18 protein-coding genes and 1 riboswitch are annotated in these 19,955 nt (G+C 69.5%); of the genes, 8 read left to right on the top strand and 10 right to left on the bottom strand.

Translation table 11 applies throughout. The annotated features are described in order from the left end of the window. Positions 1-64 precede the first annotated feature (64 nt). The 5 genes from AOZ06_RS00435 to AOZ06_RS00415 all read left to right on the top strand — a co-directional run bounded on the left by AOZ06_RS00435 (position 65) and on the right by AOZ06_RS00415 (position 7,733). The gene (locus AOZ06_RS00435) at positions 65-1,102 is read left to right on the top strand and encodes a hypothetical protein (RefSeq protein WP_054287579.1); all 1,038 of its coding nucleotides are present in this window, start codon (positions 65-67) and stop codon (positions 1,100-1,102) included. A gap of 101 nt (positions 1,103-1,203) precedes the next feature. Further along, positions 1,204-2,568 carry a hypothetical protein gene (locus tag AOZ06_RS00430; RefSeq protein ID WP_054287578.1) on the top strand — a complete coding sequence of 455 codons (1,365 nt, stop codon included), beginning with the start codon at positions 1,204-1,206 and terminating at the stop codon, positions 2,566-2,568. Continuing rightward, on the top strand, positions 2,561-5,305 hold the full coding sequence (locus AOZ06_RS00425) for a glycosyltransferase (RefSeq protein ID WP_054287577.1): 2,745 nt from the start codon (positions 2,561-2,563) through the stop codon (positions 5,303-5,305). The genes AOZ06_RS00430 and AOZ06_RS00425 overlap by 8 nt, the downstream gene beginning before the upstream one ends. After that, on the top strand, positions 5,289-6,413 hold the full coding sequence (locus AOZ06_RS00420) for a class I SAM-dependent methyltransferase (RefSeq protein ID WP_054287576.1): 1,125 nt from the start codon (positions 5,289-5,291) through the stop codon (positions 6,411-6,413). Before AOZ06_RS00425 ends, AOZ06_RS00420 begins: the two co-directional genes overlap by 17 nt. A gap of 27 nt (positions 6,414-6,440) precedes the next feature. Then, positions 6,441-7,733, top strand: a complete 1,293-nt coding sequence (locus AOZ06_RS00415) for an alginate O-acetyltransferase AlgX-related protein (RefSeq protein ID WP_054287575.1) — start codon at positions 6,441-6,443, stop codon at positions 7,731-7,733. Positions 7,734-7,741: 8 nt separating this feature from the next. Here AOZ06_RS00415 and AOZ06_RS00410 read toward each other — a convergent pair whose 3' ends face one another. The 6 genes from AOZ06_RS00410 to AOZ06_RS00385 all read right to left on the bottom strand — a co-directional run bounded on the left by AOZ06_RS00410 (position 7,742) and on the right by AOZ06_RS00385 (position 14,214). Next, the gene (locus tag AOZ06_RS00410; protein WP_054287574.1) at positions 7,742-8,608 is read right to left on the bottom strand and encodes an ATP-binding cassette domain-containing protein; all 867 of its coding nucleotides are present in this window, start codon (positions 8,606-8,608) and stop codon (positions 7,742-7,744) included. Beyond that, entirely contained in the window at positions 8,605-9,003 is a 399-nt protein-coding gene (locus AOZ06_RS00405) for a GntR family transcriptional regulator (protein WP_218922069.1), read from the bottom strand. The genes AOZ06_RS00410 and AOZ06_RS00405 overlap by 4 nt, the downstream gene beginning before the upstream one ends. Before the next feature lie 46 nt (positions 9,004-9,049). Further along, the gene (locus tag AOZ06_RS00400; RefSeq protein ID WP_054287572.1) at positions 9,050-10,051 is read right to left on the bottom strand and encodes an ABC transporter permease; all 1,002 of its coding nucleotides are present in this window, start codon (positions 10,049-10,051) and stop codon (positions 9,050-9,052) included. Then, on the bottom strand, positions 10,048-10,797 hold the full coding sequence (locus tag AOZ06_RS00395) for an ABC transporter ATP-binding protein (protein ID WP_054287571.1): 750 nt from the start codon (positions 10,795-10,797) through the stop codon (positions 10,048-10,050). The genes AOZ06_RS00400 and AOZ06_RS00395 overlap by 4 nt, the downstream gene beginning before the upstream one ends. A 321-nt stretch (positions 10,798-11,118) precedes the next feature. Beyond that, positions 11,119-12,909, bottom strand: a complete 1,791-nt coding sequence (locus AOZ06_RS00390) for a gamma-glutamyltransferase family protein (protein WP_054287570.1) — start codon at positions 12,907-12,909, stop codon at positions 11,119-11,121. Between the two features lie 33 nt (positions 12,910-12,942). Beyond that, positions 12,943-14,214 carry a UDP-glucose dehydrogenase family protein gene (locus AOZ06_RS00385; RefSeq protein WP_225953111.1) on the bottom strand — a complete coding sequence of 424 codons (1,272 nt, stop codon included), beginning with the start codon at positions 14,212-14,214 and terminating at the stop codon, positions 12,943-12,945. Between the two features lie 139 nt (positions 14,215-14,353). Here AOZ06_RS00385 and AOZ06_RS00380 point away from each other — a divergent pair, with 139 nt between their 5' ends. Further along, the gene (locus AOZ06_RS00380; RefSeq protein ID WP_054287569.1) at positions 14,354-15,316 is read left to right on the top strand and encodes an aldo/keto reductase; all 963 of its coding nucleotides are present in this window, start codon (positions 14,354-14,356) and stop codon (positions 15,314-15,316) included. Here the strand turns inward: AOZ06_RS00380 and AOZ06_RS00375 are convergent. Further along, positions 15,263-16,120 (bottom strand): bifunctional 5,10-methylenetetrahydrofolate dehydrogenase/5,10-methenyltetrahydrofolate cyclohydrolase, encoded by an 858-nt coding sequence (locus AOZ06_RS00375; protein WP_054287568.1) that lies wholly within the window; start codon positions 16,118-16,120, stop codon positions 15,263-15,265. The genes AOZ06_RS00380 and AOZ06_RS00375 overlap by 54 nt on opposite strands. A gap of 19 nt (positions 16,121-16,139) precedes the next feature. After that, positions 16,140-16,222, bottom strand: a riboswitch (ZMP/ZTP riboswitch). Between the two features lie 132 nt (positions 16,223-16,354). Here AOZ06_RS00375 and AOZ06_RS61180 point away from each other — a divergent pair. Both AOZ06_RS61180 and AOZ06_RS00370 read left to right on the top strand, forming a co-directional pair. Further along, a complete protein-coding gene (locus tag AOZ06_RS61180; RefSeq protein ID WP_257721451.1) occupies positions 16,355-16,489 on the top strand; it encodes a hypothetical protein in 135 nt (44 codons plus the stop codon). A gap of 48 nt (positions 16,490-16,537) precedes the next feature. After that, entirely contained in the window at positions 16,538-17,296 is a 759-nt protein-coding gene (locus tag AOZ06_RS00370; protein WP_054287567.1) for an SDR family NAD(P)-dependent oxidoreductase, read from the top strand. Here AOZ06_RS00370 and AOZ06_RS00365 read toward each other — a convergent pair. From AOZ06_RS00365 to AOZ06_RS00355, 3 genes are read right to left on the bottom strand one after another with little or no spacing between them, the layout of a single operon-like run. Beyond that, positions 17,293-18,408, bottom strand: a complete 1,116-nt coding sequence (locus tag AOZ06_RS00365; RefSeq protein ID WP_054287566.1) for an aromatic ring-hydroxylating oxygenase subunit alpha — start codon at positions 18,406-18,408, stop codon at positions 17,293-17,295. The genes AOZ06_RS00370 and AOZ06_RS00365 overlap by 4 nt on opposite strands. Next, positions 18,405-19,565: an NAD(P)/FAD-dependent oxidoreductase gene (locus AOZ06_RS00360; protein WP_054287565.1), complete on the bottom strand. Its 1,161-nt coding sequence runs from the start codon at positions 19,563-19,565 to the stop codon at positions 18,405-18,407. The genes AOZ06_RS00365 and AOZ06_RS00360 overlap by 4 nt, the downstream gene beginning before the upstream one ends. Next, positions 19,565-19,882, bottom strand: a complete 318-nt coding sequence (locus AOZ06_RS00355) for a bifunctional 3-phenylpropionate/cinnamic acid dioxygenase ferredoxin subunit (RefSeq protein ID WP_054287564.1) — start codon at positions 19,880-19,882, stop codon at positions 19,565-19,567. Before AOZ06_RS00355 ends, AOZ06_RS00360 begins: the two co-directional genes overlap by 1 nt. Between the last annotated feature and the right edge of the window lie 73 nt (positions 19,883-19,955).

Genomic DNA, 19,955 nt, shown 5'->3' with positions numbered 1-19,955 from the left:
TGGCCGACGGCTGGGAGCGAGAATTGCCACATGGCTCCATGGCCGGGATGAAGGGGGCTGACTCATGGGTTGGCAGGATGAGCTGCAGAGCTTGGACGAGCAGTTGTCCGCGGGGCAGATCCGCGCGGAGGAGTACCGCAAGCGGCGTGACGAGCTGCTCGCCGCCGCGTCGAGCGGTGCGATCAGCCTGCGGCGGGTGCACCGGCAGAAGTCGCCGTCGATCGCCAACGCGTTCAGCGCGGAGACCAAGCCGGACACGAGCAGGTCCGCCGACGTGACCCAGAAGGTCCCCGCGGGCGCGTGGCAAACGGCCAGGCCGCAGACACCGCCACCGCCTCCCCCGCCGATGCAGGCCAGCGCGCCGCCACCGGCATCGCCGCCACCGCCACCGCCCGCCTCGACGTCCACGGCGCTGGTCCCGATGCACGGCTCCGAGGTGTTCGGCAACAAGCCGTCGAAGCCCGGCACGCGCGAGTCGGCGAAGGTCCCGAAGTTCCTCGTGGCCGTCGTGGTGCTCGCGCTGGTCGCGGGCGGCGTGTGGTGGTTCGCCTTCCGCGGCGGCGACGGCAGCCCCAACACCGGCGGTGTGCAGCCCGACGCGGCGCCGCCCGCGGCCACCTCTGGTGAGCTGACGCTGGACAAGCTGCCCAACCCGACCGACTCGCAGCTGTCGACGGCCGGCGTGCTCACCGTCGACCAGGCGCAGACCAACAACCTGATCCGGCCGGACGAGGCCGCGTACCTCAGCGCGACCGACCTGCAGAAGATCTACTTCCGCACGATCGTCACCGGCAACCTCAGCTACCAGCTGTTCGCCTTCCAGACCCAGACCGACACCGGTGGGACGCGGATCGTGTCCGGTGCGCTCGAGCGCGGCAAGCGCGCGAACATGGTCCCGGCCACGATCGACGGCCTGCCCGCGAACGTGACTGTGACGAAGATCCTTGTCGCCGGTGCCGCGTACTACGAGGCGGTGTACCCGATCGACAAGGGTGCCGTGCGCCTGGTGGTCCTGCAGTCCGGGCCGAACAACGAGCGGCAGCTGGTCAACGCCATGAAGCGCACGGCCGAACTGGCGACCGCGTCCATCAAGCCCAAATAGCAGCCCGGTACCCAGCATGTACCCGCCCGGAGGCAGCGACGTACACGTGGCTGTGAGCATGCGCAACAATGTGACCCGTTTGAACGATTCTGGAGGGTCGAATGTCTTGGCAGGAAGACCTCAGGCAGCTTGATCAAGCGCTTGCGGAGGGGCGGATCCACGCCGATGACTACCGCAAACGCCGGGATCAGCTCCTGGCGACGGCGACGGGGGCCACCACGCCACCGGCGTCATCCGGGCCTGCCAGCAACCCGTTCCCCGCGCAGCAGCCACCGGCGAGCAACCCGTTCCCCGCGCAGCAGCCACCGGCGAGCAACCCGTTCCCCGCGCAGCAGCCACCGGCGAGCAACCCGTTCCCCGCGCAGCAGCCGCCCGCGAGCAACCCCTTCCCCGCGCAGCAGCCGCCCCAGCAGCCCACGCCGCCGCCGCCTCCGCCGCAGCAGGCTGAGGCCACGCAGGTGCACCAGCCCGGCCAGCAGCCCAGCAGCGGCCCGTTCCCCACGCCGTTCCGCTGGGAGCCGACGCAGGGCGGCGCCGAGTCGACCCAGATCGTCAGCCAGCAGCAGAGTGGCAACCCCGACGTGACGCAGGTCGTCAGCCAGCAGCAGGGCGGCCAGCAGGCAGGCAACACGGGCGAGGCCGAGCGGACCCAGGTCGTCCGCCCGGTGCAACAGCAGGGTGCGCAGCAGCACCAGGCGCCGTGGCACTCCACGCCGCCGAACCCGAACCAGGGCTCGCCGTGGGGCATGGACGACCAGCCGATGCCGTCGCTGCAGCCGACCTGGCTGGCGCAGGGGCCCGAGGTCTTCGCCGAGGACAAGGGTTCGAAGTTCGGCAAGGGCGCCAAGATCCTCGTCGCGCTCGTGCTGGTCATCGGTCTCGGAGTCGGCGCGTACTTCGTCTTCTTCACCGGCAAGGACAACAACCAGCCCGGCGCGATCGAGCCGCAGCCCTCGCCGTCCCCGACCAGCACGACGAAGCCGAAGCCGCCGCGCGACGAGCTGTCCATCGCCGACATGCCGGGCAAGCTCAACGAGAAGTACAACAACGTGAAGACGTTCGCGGACGCCAAGGCCGAGAACTTCCTGACGCCGACCGAGGTGCAGATCCTCACCGACGCGGGCGCGGGCAAGGCCAGGCTCGCGGTGTCCGACACGCCGGAGAGCATCAACCCGTCGGTCTTCACCACGCAGACCACCTCGGCCGAGACCGCGACCGTGGCCAGGGACAAGCTGGCCGAGCAGCAGATCGCCAACGGCGCAAAGGCGCTCGACAACCAGCCGACCGGCGTCGTCGCTTCCAAGTACGACAAGACGGCCAACACCCCGGCGTTCATCCGCGCGCACTACGCGCACAAGGGCACCCTGGTGCGTATCCAGGTCGTGGGCAACGACCTGGTCACGGTCACGGAGGTGTTCAACGATCTGCTCGCCGAGCAGCTGAAGATCCTGGCCGCGAATGGCTGACCACCCGGGCGCCATCGCGTGCACGGTCGTCGCGCGCAACTACCTCCCGTTCGCGCGTGTGCTGGCGAAGTCGTACCTGGAACACCACCCGGGCCACGAGTTCGTCGTCGTCGTGACCGACGGCGTGCCCGATGGTGTGACCGGGGACGGCTTCGAGCTGGCCGGGCCCGAACTGCTGGACGTCGACGAGGACGACTTCCTGCGAATGGCGACCGCCTACTCGGTCGACGAGCTGGCGAGCGCGGTGAAACCGTTGCTGCTGCGGCGGTTGCTGACCCGTGCCGACGTCGTCGTGTACCTGCACCCCGACATCCGGGTGCACGCGCCGATGCCGGAGGTCGCGCGGCTCGCGGCGAGCGACGACATCGTGCTCACCCCGCGGTTCCTGGCGCCGCTTCCGCGTGACCACAAGGAACCGTCCGAACAGGCCATCCTCGGGGAAGGCATGTTCGACCTCGGTTTCCTCGCCGTCGGCCGGGGTGCCGGGGATTTCCTCGACTTCTGGGCCGAGCGGCTGCGCCACGACGCGATCGTCGACACCGCCGCGCAGCTGTTCGCCGACCAGCGGTGGGCCGACCAGATCCCCACGCTGTTCCGGCACACGGTCATCAGGGACACCGGGTTCAACGTCGCCTACTGGAACCTGCACGAGCGGCCGTTGAGCCGCGACGCCGACGGCACGTTGCGCGCGGGCGCGGATCCCGTGCGGTTCTTCCACTTCAGCGGTTACCGCCCGGAAGTCCCGTGGCTGTTGAGCAGGCACTGCCAGGTCCGGCCGCGGATCAGGCTGTCCGAGCAGCCCGAGGTCGCGCGGCTGGCCGCGGAGTACCGGGAACTGCTGCTGGCCGACGGGTATCGCGAGCCGTTGAAGTCCGTGGCCTACGGCTTCGACACGTTGCCCGACGGCACCGAGCTGACCAGGTCGCTGCGCCGGATGTTCCGTGGCGCGTGGATCGAAGCCGAACGGCCGGACGCCGAGGACCTGCTGTTCAAGCGGGCTGTCACCGAGGTCCCGCCGCACCCGTTCGGCGCCGACCACGGCGCCGGGTTCCAGCGCTGGCTGGCCATGCCGAGCGCGCCGCCCGAGGAAGCTGCCGGGCTGAACCGGCTGGTGATGGCTGTCTGGAACCAGCGTGAGGACTTGCGGCGCGCGTTCCCGTCGCCGTGCGGCGCCGACGCGGCTGCGTTCCGGCACTGGTGCCGGACGCACGGCGTGGCAGAGCAGATGGTTCCGAAGTGGGCGCTGCCCAGGGAACCCCGTGCGCTGCGCCCGCCGGTCGACGAGTTCGGCGTGAACGTCGCCGGGTACCTCACCGCGGAACTGGGTCTCGGCGAGATGGGCCGGATCATCTCGAAGATGGTCGAGCGGGCCGGGATCCCGCTCGTGTCCGTCGTCGAGGAGCACTCGCTGGCCTGCAGCACCGCACTGGACCTGCCACCCACCGCGGGCAGGCCCCGGTTCCCGGTGACGATCACGGCCGTCAACGGCGACCAGACCGAGCTGCTGATGTCCAGCTACCCGGAGATCGGCTACGAGCGGTACCGCATCGGGCTGTGGGCGTGGGAGCTCGAGGACTTCCCGGCGTGGCAGCACGGCGGCTACGACTTCGTCGACGAGATCTGGACCGTCAGCGAGTTCTGCGCCAAGGCGTTCGCCCGGCACACGTCCGTGCCGGTGAAGGTGATCCCGGTGCCGGTGCTGGATCCCGGCCTGCCGGCGCGGCAGCCGAGGCAGCCTGGAACACCGGCCCAGTTCTTCTTCGCCTTCGACTACAACAGCACAGGCGAACGCAAAAACCCGTGGGGCGTGGTCAAAGCCTTCAAGAAGGCCTTCCACGGCCGCGACGACGTCAAGCTGGTCATCAAGGCCACCAACGGTCAGCTGCACGCCAAAGCGGTCGAGCGCCTGCTGCACGAGGTCGGCGGCGACCCGCGGATCGAACTGGTCGAGCGCTACCTCAGCTTCGCCGAGCTGAACAAGCTCTACGCCGACAGCGACTGCTACGTGTCGCTGCACCGCAGCGAGGGTTTCGGTCTCACGGTCGCCGAGGCGATGATGCGCGGGATGGCCGTCATCTCAACGGATTACTCCAGCACGACGGAGTTCTTCGACGACGAGACCGGCTGGCCGATCCCGTACCGGACGGTCGACGTCGGCCCCGGCTGGCCGCCGTACCAGCAGGACGGGCACTGGGCCGATCCGGATCTGGACGCGGCCGCGGCGGCGATGCGCGAGGTCGCCGACAACCCGGCCGAGGCCCATCGGCGTGGCCAGGCCGCGCGGGACCACCTGCTGCGGACCCGTTCGCCGGAAGCGGCGTCGGCGTGGATCACCGAGCAGTTGCGAGCGGCGCACCGCACCTGGCGAACCGGCAAGTCCGACAGGCCCGCGCAGTCGCTCGCACCGACCGACCCCGTGCTGCGGCCGTTGGTGGACGCGCGGGAAGCGGTGCGGTGGCGCGCCGAGACCAACGGGCCGTCGCGCCTGCCGCTCGCCCCGGCGATGCGGCGTGTCGTGCTCCGGCTGATCGACCACTACGACGTGCACCAGCGCAAGGTGATGGCCGCGTTGACCGACGGTGTGCAGACCGCGCTCGACCGGCTCAACCGCCGGTTCGTGGACACGACCGAGGCGCAGAACGCCCGGATCGAGCAGCTGACCGAGCAGCTCGGCAAGGTCGAACGGATGCTGGACGAAAGACTTGCCAGAGGGGAATCAGATGAGCAAGGAGCTTGACAGAGTCCGCGACGCCTGGGAAACGCTCGGCACGTCGGACCCGTACTGGGCGGTGCTCACCGAGCACGAGTTCCACGACGGCCAGGCCAAGACCAGGTTCTTCGACAGCGGCCGTGCCGAGATCCGCTCACTGCTCGACATCCTCGACAAGTTCCGCAGGCCCTACGGTGACACGGCGGTCGACTTCGGCTGCGGCGTCGGCCGGTTGAGCTTCGCGCTGGCCGAGCACTTCGAGAACGTCACGGGCGTGGACGTGGCCCGTTCGATGATCGAAGAGGCACGGGCGAGCAACCCGTTCCCCGACCGCGTCCGGTTCGTCCACAACGACGCCGCCACGCTGCCGTTCGACGACGACTCGGTCGACCTGGTGATCAGCGTGATCACGTTGCAGCACATCAGGCCCGCGCTGACGCTGCGCTACCTGCTCGAGATGGCGCGGATCGTGCGGCCGGGCGGGCACCTGCTGTTCCAGATCCCCAGCCACATCCCGGCCGTGCGGCCGATCCCGCCGTGGCACAGCAAGGCCGAGCTGCGCGTGCTGGAGGCACCGTCGTCGCTCGAAGTCGGCGAGAACAGCTACATCCGGGTCGGTGTCACCAACCTCAGCGACGGCGAATGGCCGCGCGGGCAGCTGCTCAACGCGGGCAACCACTGGCGCCGCAACGGGTTGATGGTGATCCAGGACGACGGCCGCGACAGCGTCCGCTGCCCGCTGCGGCCGGGTGAGCAGACCGAGGCCCTGATCCGGGTCAAGGCGCCCACCGAGCCCGGCTCGTACGAGCTGGAAGTCGACGTCGTCCAGGAATCCGTGGCGTGGTGGGCGGACCGGGGCAGCCAGCCGGTGCAGGTGCCCGTCGAGGTGCGGTCGCCGGCCGCGGCTCCCGCCGGGGACGACAGCGCGCCCGAGGCGGCTCCGGCCGCGCCCGCGACCATCGGCGCGATGGAGATGCACGGGGTGCGCAAGGACCTGGTGTGCTCGCTGTTCGAGCAGATCGGCTGCACCGTCCTCGAAGCCGCGCCGGACGAACGCGCAGGCAGCGACTGGGCCAGCTACCTGTACGCGATCGAAGTCGGCGAATACCGCGTGGACGTCAATCACGGCGTCTGAGGACATGCGTCCGGCTAGGGTGGGCTCATGGCGCAGACGACGTTGCCTCCGATCCACGAGGCATGGCTGCCACGCGAGCACACCCTGTACCGGCCGCGGCACGGCGTGCGGCAGCTCACGGCCATCATCTGCGCTGTCGTTTTCTTCGGCCTGCCGATTTTCTCGCTGACAGTGGGGATGCGCCCGACCGAGCTGGAGAACCACCGGCTGGCCGCGTTCCCGAACCCGGGCGACGGCTGGTCGTTCTTCTCGGACTTCGACGGCTGGGCCAACGACCACCTGCCGTTCCGGCGGGACGCCATCGACCTGGTCAACGGCATCAGCCGGGGCCTGTTCGGCGAGCCGCCCGCACTGGGCCGCAGCTCGGAGGTGTCCGGCCCGGTCGCGGGCGTACCGGCCCCGCAAAGCGGCGACAAACGGCAGATCAACCCGGGCATCACGATCCCGCTCGCGATCGAGGGCCGCAACGGCTGGATGTACTACGGCGACGACGTGGTCAGCCGCTGCAACCAGGTCCGCGACCTGCGGGCGTCGGTGGACATGATCCGCAGGCTGCGTGACGGCGTGAACGCGTCCGGCCGAAAGTTCGTGCTGGTCGTCGCGCCGGACAAGTCCACGATCGTGCCGGAGAACCTGCCGGGTACCTACGCGGGCCGGGACTGCCTGCAGAAGGTCAACAGCGAGCTGTGGCCGTTGCTCACCGCGGAGCAGGGGGTCGTCGACCTGCGCGGCGAGCTGCAGGCGCGGGGCAAGCAGCTGGGCAAGCCGGTCTACCCGCCGCTGGACGGCCACTGGTGGGACGAGGGCGGCATCATCATGGCCCGCAGGCTGGCGGAGGCGATCCACCCGACGATCACCCGGAACTGGGTGACCACGCCGGCGCAGGAGTACTCGGTCCCGTCCGACACCCCGCCGCTGATCGGTCTTTCCGGTACCAACAAGGGCTTCCAGTACGCGCTGAAGCCGGACGGCGTGCGCGACCAGACAAGGGCCGTTCCGCCGGACTTCTCCACGCCCGTCCAGGTCGGCCACGCCACCGGTCCGGGAACGGTGGCGAAGTCGGTCGGCCTGCTCGGCGACTCGTTCACCATCAAGGCGTTGCGCTACATGGCGGCTTCGTTCGGTGACCTGACCGTGCTGCACTACGGCAAGGTCAACACCGACAACGGCCGCGCGGCAGGCGAGATGCTGGCCCAGAACGAGGTCGTCGCGGTCGAGGTGGTCGAGCGCACGATCGCGTCCGGCAACAACCAGCTGCTGCAGCCGGACGTGGTCGACGGCATCGTGCGTGTGCTGAACGAGAACCCCATCCGCAAGTAGGGCTCCGGTCAGTCGTTCCTGCCCGACAGCTGCCGTTCGCGTGACGCCCGCAGGTAGCCCATGACCAGTGATTCCAGGTCGGGTTCGGTGCCTTCCCAGCCTTCCGGCGCCTGCTCGACCTCCCGCAGCAGCAGGGTGGACTGGCGCGCGGTGCGGGTCGCGCTGATCAGCGTTCCCTCCACAGCGGACTCGTCCGCGGCCGGGCCGACCAGGATCCGGTGCTCCGCGAGGACTTCCTCGATGTCGCCGTCGACGCGGACGCGGCCGTCGTCGACCAGCAGGATGTGGTCGCACACCTCGCGCAGGTCGCTGGGCAGGTGCGACGACATCACCACCGTGGTGCCGCGGTCGGCCACCTCGGTCATGATGATCCGCAGCGTCTCGTCGCGGGCCAACGGGTCCAAGTCGGACAGTGGTTCGTCCAGGAGCAGCAGCCGGGGCAGCCGTCCCAGCGCCAGCGCGATGGCCACCTGCGTCTGTGCGCCGCCGGAGAGGGTGCCGATCTTCGCGTCGACGTCCACGCCCGCCAGCAGTCCGAGCACCTCGTGCACCCGGTCGGTGGACCAGCGGTCGTTCATGGCCGCGACGGCACGTGTCTGCTCGCGAACCGTGAAGTCGCGGTGGAGCGAACGGTTCTGCGTCAGGAACGAGACGTCCGGGTGGATGCGGCCGTTGACGGGAGCGCCGAAGACGGTCAGCTCGCCGGTCGTCGGCCGGACGAGACCGGCGGCCATCCGCAGCAGGGTGCTCTTGCCCGCGCCGTTCGGGCCGACCAGGGCGACGACCTTGCCTTCGGGGACGGCGAAACTGCAGTCGCGGACCGCCCAGCGGGTGCGGTACCGCTTGCCCACGGCGTTGGCGGTCAAGGGATTCATGGTTGTTCCTCGCCGGGGTAGTGCTCGTCGCGGACGGCGGAGTACAGGGCGTCGACGTCCTCCACGACAAGACCGCCCCGCTGGGCACGGCCCATCCAGCCGGACAGCTCCTGCCGCAGCGGTGCGTCGTCGCCGGTGGTGGCCTTGGAGGACAACGACTTGGTGACGAAGGTACCCAGACCGCGGCGGGCGTCCACCAGTCCTTCCCGTTCCAGCTCGCGGTACGCCTTGAGCACGGTGTTGGGGTTGACGGCGGTCGCCTCCACCACCTCCCGCGCCGATGGCAGCCGGTCGCCGGGGTTCAGCAGCCCCAGTCGCATGGCCTGTTTGACCTGCTGGGTGATCTGCATGTAGGTGGAGACCGCGGAGCGCCGGTCGATCCGGAACTCGATCACACCGGTCAGCATATGTGCTCCGGCGGCCCGGGGTCGCGCACCGCGGTCAGCTCTGCCGCCGCAGCGCCCACCCGGCACCCACCAGCAGCAGGACCGCGAGGCCACCGAAGACCGCCGCGTCGTACAGGTGCGCCTGCCAGACCTGGTTCTCCGGGATGACCTTGACGTACTGCTTGACCAGGCCGGACCGCGGCAGGCACGCCAGGAACTCCTCCTGTGTCCTCGGCGTCCCGCCTGGCGTCGACTTGCAGGCCTGGAGCAGGGGGTACGTCTCCTTGGACGGCATCTCCCGCCCGGCGGCGTCGATCCAGCCCGAGCCGACCGTCAGGGAGGCGCCCCGGTACTCACCCATTGCCGCGCTTTGGCTCACGCCGGCCGCGTACTCCACCCGATGGACGGGAAGCACTCGCATCACCAGTTCGGACATGGCCAGGCGCAGGACGACGAACGCGCCGAGCCCGGCGGTCATCGCCACCAGGGTGCGGCGGGACACCACCCCGAGGAAGGCACCGACCGCGAAGGCGAACAGCGTGAAGGCCGCGGGTGAGACGTGCTCGATCCCGTAGTTGAGGAAGTGCAACGACCCGCTGTTGCGCGGACCCAGCAGCCCGGCCGCGGACAGCCACCACGAGACCAGGTTTTGCAGGGCGATCAGCACGATCAACGCGGGGGCCAGCGCGACGACCAGCTTGCTGATCATCCACCGGGTACGGCTCACCGACTGGGTGAAGGCCAGCACGTGGGTGCCCTGTTCCAGTTCCCTGGCGAACAGCGGGGCACCGATGAACACGCCGATCAGCACGGGCAGGAACAGGATCACGGCCTGTCCCGCGTGCAGCGGGGTGGTCCAGTCCGTCGCGAAGAGGGGGATCGAGCCCGCGGCCGGGCAGCTGGTGGCCGACTGCGTGACGCAGTTGGTGAGCCGCAAAGACTCGATGGTGTCGATCATGTTCGACCGCAGCAGGGCGATCAGGCCCCCGCCGATGACCAGCATGCCGAGCAGGGTGATCAGCTGCGCGCGTTGCCGCCGCCAGGAAACCCAGATCATGCCGCTTCTCCCCGTGCTGCCGCTTCGCGCATCCGGTTGAGGACCAGTTCGCCGAGCGGGACGCGGTCGGCGCCGAGCCGGTCGACGTCCCCGGCCAGCAGGACCTGTCCCCTGTTGAGCAGGAGCAGGTGGTCGCACACGCCTTCCAGTTCCGCCAGCACGTGCGAGGACAGCACCACCGTGATGCCCTGCGTCCGCGCTTCGGTGATCAGCGTGCGCAGGACTGTCTCGCGGGCCAACGGGTCCAGGTCGGCCAACGGTTCGTCGAGCAGCAGCAGACGCGGGCGTTTGCCCAACGCCAGTGCGAGTGCGACGCGGGTGCGCTGTCCGCCGGACAGGGTGCCCACCTTCGCGTTCATCGGCACCGCTGCCTGCTCGACCAGGTACCCGGCGTAGCGCTGGTCCCACGTCGGGTTGGTCCGCGCCCCGAACGTCAGCGTCTCGGCCACGGTGAACTGCGGGTACAGCGGTTTCTGCTGGGCCAGGTAGGACACCGCTGGGTGCAGCCCCTTGCCCGTCGGGTGGTCACCGAAGACGGTGATGCCACCGGTCGTCGGGTGCAGCAACCCGGTGATCAGCCCCATCAGGGTGCTCTTGCCCGCGCCGTTCGGGCCGACGAGGGCCACGATCCGGTTGACCGGGATCGCCAGTGACATCTCCCGCAACGCCCATCCCCTGCGGTACTTCTTGCCCAGCCGGTCAGCGATCACCGGAAGCGCCTGTTCAGGCTGCTTTCGCGAGTTCACGGCCGTCTCCTTTCCGCCTTCGGCTGCGGCCAAGGTAACACCTTTCACTAATTAAATAGTGAACTGGCTTATTCATGTCACCGGACGCAACCTCCGGACGGGATGCGTACACACGATCGGGCATGACTCATGCGTGTCGGAGTGGTGTTACCCGGGTCACACACTCAACCGGCGGAGCCTCGGGAACGTCCTAGGAACGGAAGTCCACCACCGACGGAGGCCTCGATGTGGGTGCCAGTCGTGATCGTGGCCCTGGGAACCGCGTTCTTCCTGGGGCGGCTGATGCACGTCATGCTCAAGCGACCGCGCAAGAACTAGGGCCTAACGCCCGACGGCGTAGCTCTGCATGCCACGGGCGTTGGCGGCGGCGCGCAGCATGCCGTCCGCGGGATCGCGGGACACCGCGGTCAACCGGCCCAGAATCCAAGGGCCCGCGTCGGTCACGAGGTGGCCGCGCTCGCGCAGTTCGGCGATCGCCGCGTCACCGATCCTCGACTCCACGACCAGCTCACCCGGCTGCCAGTAGCGGGGGAAGAACGAACTGGGGAACGCGCCGGAGTGCCACGCCGGGGCGTCGATCGCCTGCTGCATGTTCAGGCCCGCGCCGATGTGGGCCAGCCAGAAACACACCTGCCACTGGTCCTGCTGGTCGCCGCCGGACGTGCCGAACGCCATCCTGGCCACGCCGTCGCGCAACGCCATCGACGGCGAGAGCGTGGTCCGCGGCCGTCGCCCCGGGCGCAGCGAGCTGGCGAAATGCCGTTCCAGTGTGAACATCTGCGCCCGCGTGCCCAGGCAGAAGCCGAGCGCCGGGATCGTCGGGGACGACTGCAGCCAGCCGCCGGACGGGGTCGCGGAGATCATGTTGCCCGCCGCGTCCACCACGTCGATGTGCACCGTGTCGCCGCGGACCACACCGCTGTTGCCGACCGTCGGTTCGCCGAGCGCGCCGGAGATCTCCTCGGCAGGCACGAAGTACGGCACCGCGAACTCCGGCAGCCGCGGCGGCCGGCCGTCCGGTGAGCCCGGCCGCAGTTCGAACGAGGCCTGGTCGGACACGAGCGCGCGGCGGTTGGCCGTGTAGTCGTCCGACAACAGCGCCGTCAGCGGGACGTCCGGGTCGTCGCCATACCACGCTTCCCGGTCGGCGAACGCCAGTTTGGTGCATTCGATGGCCAGGTGGACCGTCTCGGCCGTCGGTATACCGTCTACATAGGACAGCCGGTCGGCGAACCCCTCCAGCAGCCGCAACTGCTGGGCCAGCACCGGCCCCTGGGTCCACGCACCGCACTTGACCAGCGTCCACTCGCCGTGGTCGACAGTCAGCGCGTCCTCGTAGGACGCCTGCCACGAAGCCATGTCCTGGCCGGTCAGCAGGCCCGCGTGCGCACGGCCCGAGTCGTCGAGGAACGCGTTGCGCGCGAAGGAGTCGATCTCGTCGGCCACGAAACCGCTCGACCAGGCCAGCCGGGCCGCCTCGATCTGGGTTTCCCTGTCCGCACCGGCGTTCTCGGCCGCGGCCAGCAGCCGCTCCCACGTGTCGGCCAGTACGGGGTTGCGGAACCGGGAGCCCGCCGCGGGCGGCCTGCCATCGGGCATCCACAGCGCCGCCGACGTCGGCCAGTGTTCGACGAACAGGTCCGACACCGTGTCAATCGTGTCCGGAATCCTCGGCAGCAGCGGGAATCCGTTGCGGGCGTAGCCGATCGCCCGGTCCAGCACGTCCCGCAGGCGTTTGGTTCCGTGGTCCCGTAACAGGATCAGCCAGGCGTCCCACGCCCCCGGCACGGTCGCGGCCAGCATCCCGCTGCCGGGAACCAGTTCCAGACCGAGGCCGCGGTAGTGCTCGATCGTCGCGGCGGCAGGTGCGACACCCTGGCCGCACAACACCCGTGGCTGCGACTGCCCCGCGGCGAGGAACACCGCGGGCACCTCACCGCCGGGGCCGTTGAGGTGCGGCTCGACCACCTGCAACACGAAACCGGCGGTCACGGCCGCGTCGAACGCGTTCCCGCCGTCCTCGAGCACCGCCATCCCCGCCGCCGAGGCCAGCCAGTGGGTGGTGGCCACCATTCCGTGCGTGCCGGCCAGTTCGGGGCGAGTGGTGAACATAGCCGACTATCTAAGCCGCCGGTTAACGCTGGTTCAACAGGGCCTGCCGATGGCCTTCCACCGCAGGCCCGCTTCGCCGAGGTCGGCCCCGTCGAGCAGGTCGCGGGTGTCGACGACGGTGAAGCCGTCCATCAACTCGGCCACCCTGCTCCAGTCCAGCGTGCGGAACTCCGGCCACTCGGTCAGCACGACCACGGCGATCGCACCCTTCACCGCCTCGTACGGGTCGTCGACCAGCCGCATACCCGGCAGCTCGCCGGTGATCGCCGGGTCGTGCGCGGTGATCTCCGCACCTTCGGCGATCAGCGCGTCCGCGATCCGCAGCGCGGGCGAATCCCGCAGATCGTTGGTGCCCGCCTTGAACGCCAGCCCCAGCAAGCCGATCCGGGCGCCCCGGATCGTCCCGTCGCACGCCTGCCTGATCCGGTCGACGACGTCCTGCTGCTGGCGTGCGTTCTGCTCGATCGCCGAGCGCAGCACCGCGAAGTCGAGCCCGACGGAATCGGCGACGTGCAACAACGCGGTCGTGTCCTTGGGCAGGCACGACCCGCCCCAGCCCGGTCCCGGCTTGAGGAACGACCGGCCGATGCGCGGGTCGAGGCCCATCCCCTCGGTCACCTCGCGGACATCCGCGCCGACCCGGTCGCACAGCTGCGCGATCGCGTTGACGTAGGACAGCTTCACCGCGAGGAAGCAGTTCGCGGCGTACTTGACCATCTCCGCACTGGCCGCGTCGAGCACGAGCGTCGGCGCCTGAAGCGCCGCGTAGAGATCAGCGACCCGTTGTGCCGCTTCGCGATCGGACGAACCCACGACGATCCGGTCGGGGTGCAGGAAGTCGTCGACCGCGCTGCCTTCGCGCAGGAACTCCGGATTGGACACGATCGGCACACCGACCATGTGCCGCAGGCGGTCCGCGGTGCCGACCGGGACCGTCGACTTGGTCGCGACCGCGCACCCGGCGGGCAACAACTCGCCGATCTCCTCCAGCACGGACTCGACCGCGCGCAGGTCAGCGGAGCCGTCGGCGCCCATCGGAGTGGGCACGCAGAGGAACACCACGTCGGTATCAGGCGAAACGGCGTTCGCCGCACCGAGGACGAACTCGAGGTTTCCCGCCGCGGTGCCCCGCCGGACCAGCTCGTCGAGGCCGGGTTCGAGGATGTCGACGCGGCCGTCCCGCAGTCTGCCCACCTTGGCCGGGTCGATGTCCGCGCAGACAACGCGATGTCCGAGCGCTGCCAGGCACGCCCCTGTGGTCAGGCCGACATAGCCGGTGCCGACCACTGCGATCTTTCGCTGCAACCGAACCACCCCATCTTCGTCACTGGGACGGTCGCAGCCGGAGTTGACCTCCGTCCTAACACAAGCTGGCGTGCTCGAATACTCCATGCGACGTACGCGGCTGGAACTCCTGGCTCACGCCGACATAGGGTTCCACCGCATGGAGCACCGACATCTCGGTGAGTCCGGGCTCGTGGTCAGTGCCATCGGACTCGGCTGCAACAACCTCGGCAGGCCAGGCACCCCCGCGGAGTCGCTCGCCGGGTCGAGAGCCGTCGTCGGCGCCGCGCTGGACGCCGGCATCACCTTCTTCGACGTCGCCGACGTCTACGGCGCCCCGCGCGGGCGCAGCGAGGAACTGCTCGGCCAGGCGCTGTCCGGACGGCGCGACCACGCGGTCATCGCCACCAAGTTCGGCGTGGACATGCAAGGCGGCAACGGCCCCGACTTCGGTGCGCGCGGCTCGCGGCGGTACGTCCGGCGCGCGGTGGAGTCGTCGCTGCGCCGGCTCGGCACCGACTGGATCGACCTGTACCAGCTGCACCGCGCGGACCCGAAGACGCCGATCGGCGAGACCCTCGGCGTGCTGTCCGAGCTGATCACCGAGGGCAAGATCCGCTACGCGGGCGTCTGCAACCTGGCGGGCTGGCAGATCGCCGACGCGGCGTGGACCGCGCGCACCCAGCACGTGGCCCAGCCGATCGCCGCGCAGAACCACTACTCGCTGCTGGAGCGCGAGGCCGAGCGGGACGTCAACCCGGCCGCCCGCCGCTTCGGGCTCGGCGTGCTGCCGTACTTCCCGCTGGCCAACGGCCTGCTGACGGGCAAGTACCGGCGCGGCGAGGAGCCACCGCCGAGCTCGCGGCTGGCGGGCAGGCGCAAGCTGCTCGCCGACGCGCCGTGGGACCGGCTCGACGCGCTGCGGGCGTTCGCCGACCAGCGGGGCATCTCGATGACCACGCTGGCGTTGTCGTGGCTGACCGCGCAGAACCCGGTCTCGTCGGTCATCGCGGGCGCGACCACGGCCGAGCAGGCCGAGGAGAACGCCGCAGCGGTCAAGTGGCGCCCGTCAGCCGACGACCTCGCCTACCTCGACGAGATCTGCCCGCCTGGCCGCCGCTGAGACGGTCTGTTCGAGCAGCAACGCGATCGTCATCGGACCGACGCCACCGGGCACGGGCGTGATCAGCGAAGCCGTCCCGGCCAGCCGGTCGAAGTCGACGTCACCGACGTTGCCCTCGTTGTAGCCCGCGTCGATCACCACGGCCCCGGGTTTGACGGCGGTGATGAACCCCGGCTTGCCGACCGCGGCCACGACGACGTCCGCGGTCCGGACGATCTCGTCGAGGTTCTCGGTCCTGGAGTGGCAGATGGTGACGGTCGCGTGCCGGGCGAGCAGCAGCATCGCGACCGGCTTGCCCAGGATCGGGCTGCGGCCGACCACGACGGCGTGCTTGCCCGTGAGGTCGACCTCGTAGGCGTCCAGCAGCCGCATGATGCCGCCGGGGGTCGCGGAGGCGAACCCGGGCTCGCTGAAAGCCATGGCCGCGAACGAGTGCATGGTGACGCCGTCGACGTCCTTGCCGGGCGCGATCGCCTCGAAGGCGGCCCGCTCGTCGATGTGGCCGGGCACGGGGTGCTGCAACAGGATCCCGTCGACCCCGGGGTCGGCGGAGAGGTTCGTGATCTCCGCGACGAGCTGCTCGGTGGTCGTCGCGGCGGGCAACTGGACCAACCGGGACTCGATCCCGGCCTTGGCGCTGCGGTTGCGCTTCATCTTCACGTAGGTGACGGAGGCAGGGTCTTCCCCTACCAGGACGGCTGCGAGACAGGGTTTGCGCCCGGTGCGCTGCTCGAACTCGTGCGCGCGCTTCGCGGTCTGCTCGGTGATCTCACGGGCGACATCCGTGCCGGACATCAAGGCCATACAGCGACTCCATGGCTGCGGGAATCGCCCAGGCGCGCGGCAGTGCTCGGCGGAGCCGCTCCCCGGTGGTACTCCACCTGAACGCCAGTCACGACCCGAACCCCATGGTAGCCGCTCAGGGTCGTGTCAGACCTGAGTCGTAGCCGTGGGTCATCCGAGGGGTCCCTCGGACGGACATGAAGACCGCACTCCCGGCGGACGCGCCCGTGGCCTGCGAAGACGCACAGTAGGAGCATGATCGAGGTACTGGCCATCGTGCTCGGGTTCGCGGTCCTCGCCGCGCTGGCGGCAGTGCCGCTGGTGCTGCTGATGCACATCGCGGACCGCGGGCAACCCGTTAAGGACGTCACACCCCACGACCACGCCTGACCGGGCCGGATAGCCTCTCTGGGGTCCACGGCCCAAAGGAGAGCAGGCATGCAGGTCAGCGGTATCGCGGCGGTTGTCACGGGTGGCGCGTCGGGGCTGGGCGGAGCGACCGCCGAAGCACTGGCGAAGCAGGGCGCGAAGGTGTACGCGCTCGACCTGCCCAACGCGATCGAGAAGGCGGCCGTGGTCGACGGCGTGACGTACGTCGCCGCCGACGTCACCAGCCCCGAACAGGTCCAAGCGGCAGTCGGCCAGGCGGCGAGCGGAGAAGCACCGCTGCGCGTGGCCGTGAACTGCGCGGGAGTGGGCACAGCGGGCCGGATCCTCTCCAAGAAGGGCGTGCACGACCTCGACGTGTACCGGAAGGTCATCGAAGTCAACCTGATCGGCACGTTCAACGTCCTGCGCCTGTCAGCGGAAGCGATCGCGAAGACAGCCGCCGACGACAACGGCCAGCGCGGCGTCATCATCAACACGGCGTCGATCGCGGCCTTCGACGGCCAGATCGGCCAGGCGGCGTACTCGTCGTCGAAGGGCGGCGTGGTCGGCCTGACCCTGCCCGCCGCACGTGACCTCGCCACCTCCGGCATCCGCGTGATGACCATCGCGCCAGGCATCATCGACACCCCGATGCTCGCCGGCGTGGGCGACGAGTTCCGCGCGGCACTGGCCGAGGGCGTCCCGTTCCCGAAGCGCCTCGGCCTCCCGGCGGAGTACGCCAAGCTGGCGCTGTCGATCATCGACCACGACTACCTCAACGGCGAGGTCATCCGGATGGACGGCGCACTGCGGATGGCTCCTCGCTAGGCGAGAATTTCGGTCAGCCACTCGTGGAAGGCGGCGATGTGGTGCTCGCTGGGCACCAGGACGCCGCCTTTCGCGTACGCGCGGGAAGACATCGCGGGCTGGCAGCGCTCACACGCGTCGAAGTCCTGCTGGTTGACGCGGTGGAACAGTTCCACCGACCGTGCGACATCCTTGCCGGTCGCAACGACTTCCTTGGTGTAGAGCCAGTCGCAGACCACCACCGTGCGCTCGGCCGATCTCGGGAACATCCGGTGGAAGATGACGTGGTCGGGTACCAGGTTGATGAAAACCTGGGGGTTCACGGTGATCGCGTAGTACTTGCGGTCCAGCTCCTCGCCGACTCCGCCGATCCGGCCGAATCCCGCACTTCCGTCGACGGTGAAGCCCCGCGCATCGTCAGCGAACGCCGCCCCGTGCCCGACGTGGTACTGGGCGGCGTAGCCGTCGGCGAACTCGGGCAGGACCTCGGTGAGTTCGGGGTGGATGGTCGCGCAGTGGTAGCACTCCATGAAGTTCTCGACGATCAGCTTCCAGTTGGCCCTCACGTCGTAGACGATCCGCCTGCCCACGCCGAGCGCGGCCACTTCCCAGTGCTCGATCATCTCCGCGTCACCGAGCCGGTCACGCACCGCGCCGAGCACAGTGTCCTCAAAGGAGGGTGGCTGTTCGGCGAGGCAGACCCAGGCGTAGCCGAGCCATTCGCGTAAGTGCACCGGGATCAGCCCGTACTCGACCCGGTCGATGTCGGGCATCTTGGTGAGGTTCGGTGCCGCGACGAGTGTGCCGTCCAGGCCGTATGTCCAGGCGTGGTACGGGCATTGCAGCTGCCGCTTGGTCTCGCCCGCGGGTTCGACGCACAGCTTGGCGCCACGGTGCCTGCACACGTTGAGGAAGGCGCGCAGTTGTCCGTCCCGGCCGCGCACGAGGAGGACGCTCTCCCTGCCCACGTCGGCGGTTTCGAACTTGCCCGGTGTGGCCAGGTCGGCGGAGCGCGCGACCGCGAACCACATCGACTCGAACACCCGCTCCTGCTCCACGGCGAAGATCGACGGGTCGGTGTAGAAGTGCCCTGGCAGCGTGGCGAGCAGGCTGGGCGGCAGGCTGACGGTCAACTCAGCACCCCTTCGGAAGCGAGTTCACGCCGCCAACGCCCGAAAACACGTGGCTGGTCGACGGCGAGCACGGCAACGGGCCGCGAGTCGCGGCGGTACACGGCGACGAATGGCCCGTCCGGCGAGCCTTCGACGATCTCCACGTCGTCGCCGTCCCGGCGGTGACCGGCGAACTGCAGGCGTGAACCGTACTGATCCGACCAGAAGTACGGCACGGAGAACCGGGCGGCGTGCGCGCTTGTGCGTCCCAGCAGGCTTGCGGCCGCGATCTTGGGTTGCTGGACCGCGCTCGTCCAGTGTTCCAGGCGGATCACACGGCCCGCGTGGTCGTTGAACGCGGACGCGCAGTCGCCGACCGCGACGACATGAGGCAGGTTGGTCATGCACCGCGCGTCGGTGACCACGCCGCCGTCGATTGTCAGGCCGGAACCCAGGAGCCACTCCACGTTCGGGACTGCTCCGATTCCGGCGACCACGATGTCCGCCGGGATCTCGCGGCCGTCCGCGAGCCGGACGGCCCGCACCCGGTCATCACCGACCAAAGTGGACACCGGTACGCCGGTGATCAGTTTGACGCCGTGGCGTCCGTGCAGCTCAGCGCATACCTGACCCATTTCCGGGCCGAGCGGTCCGGCCATCGGCGTCGGCAGCGTCTCCAGCACCGTCACGTCGAGGCCGAGCTGTCGTGCGGTGGACGCGACCTCGGCGCCGATGAAGCCCGCGCCGATCACCACCAGGGATCCGCCCTGGTTCAGCGCTTGCTTGAGAGCTACCGCGTCTTCGAGCGTCCTGAGCGTGTACACGCCCGCCGGACCTGGCATTTCACGGGCACGTGCTCCGGTCGCCAGGACGACGGCGTCGGTCACGACGCGCTCGCCTGTGTCCAGCACGACCGTTCGCGAGGACGTGTCCAGGGCCGTGGCTTTGCTGCCCAGGCGCCAGTCGATGTCCAGCAGTTTGTCGTCCGGTGTGCTCAGCGCGATGTCGTCGAGCGACGCCGATCCGTCGAGGAAGCCCTTGGACAGCGGTGGGCGGTCGTAGGGTTCGTGCGGTTCGTCGCCGATCACGACGATCCGGCCGGCGAACTCCTGCGCCCTGAGTGCGCGCGCGGCTGACAGGCCGGCGATCGAGGCGCCGACCACGGTGATCGTGCGCATCAGGTGACTGCCGCGACCGGGGCTGCGACGACGTGGACGTACCCGTCCTTGACGACCACTTCGTGGGTGCGCACCGGCACTTTCGCTGGCGGGCCGGTCGGTTCGCCGGTCCGCAGGTCGAAACACGACGCGTGCAGCGGGCACTCGATGAGGCAGCCCTCCAGCCAGCCGTCGGCCAGCGAGGCGTCCTGATGGGTGCACGTGTCGTCGATCGCGTACAGCTCGCCGTCCACGTTGAACACGGAGATCGGGGGTTCTCCGTCGAGTCGGACCGCCTCGCCGGGACGGATGTCACCCAGCGCGCAGACTGGAATCATGCTCAGCCTCCGTTGTGCGATACACAACAAGTTGTGCGATAAGCAACAGAGTGAGGCTTCATCAGGAACGCGT

The sequence above is a fragment of the Kibdelosporangium phytohabitans genome (assembly GCF_001302585.1).
Taxonomy (GTDB): Bacteria; Actinomycetota; Actinomycetes; order Mycobacteriales; family Pseudonocardiaceae; genus Kibdelosporangium; species Kibdelosporangium phytohabitans.
The sequence above is the reverse complement of the archived record's forward strand: the minus strand, read 5'-3'. Positions and strand labels throughout refer to the sequence as shown.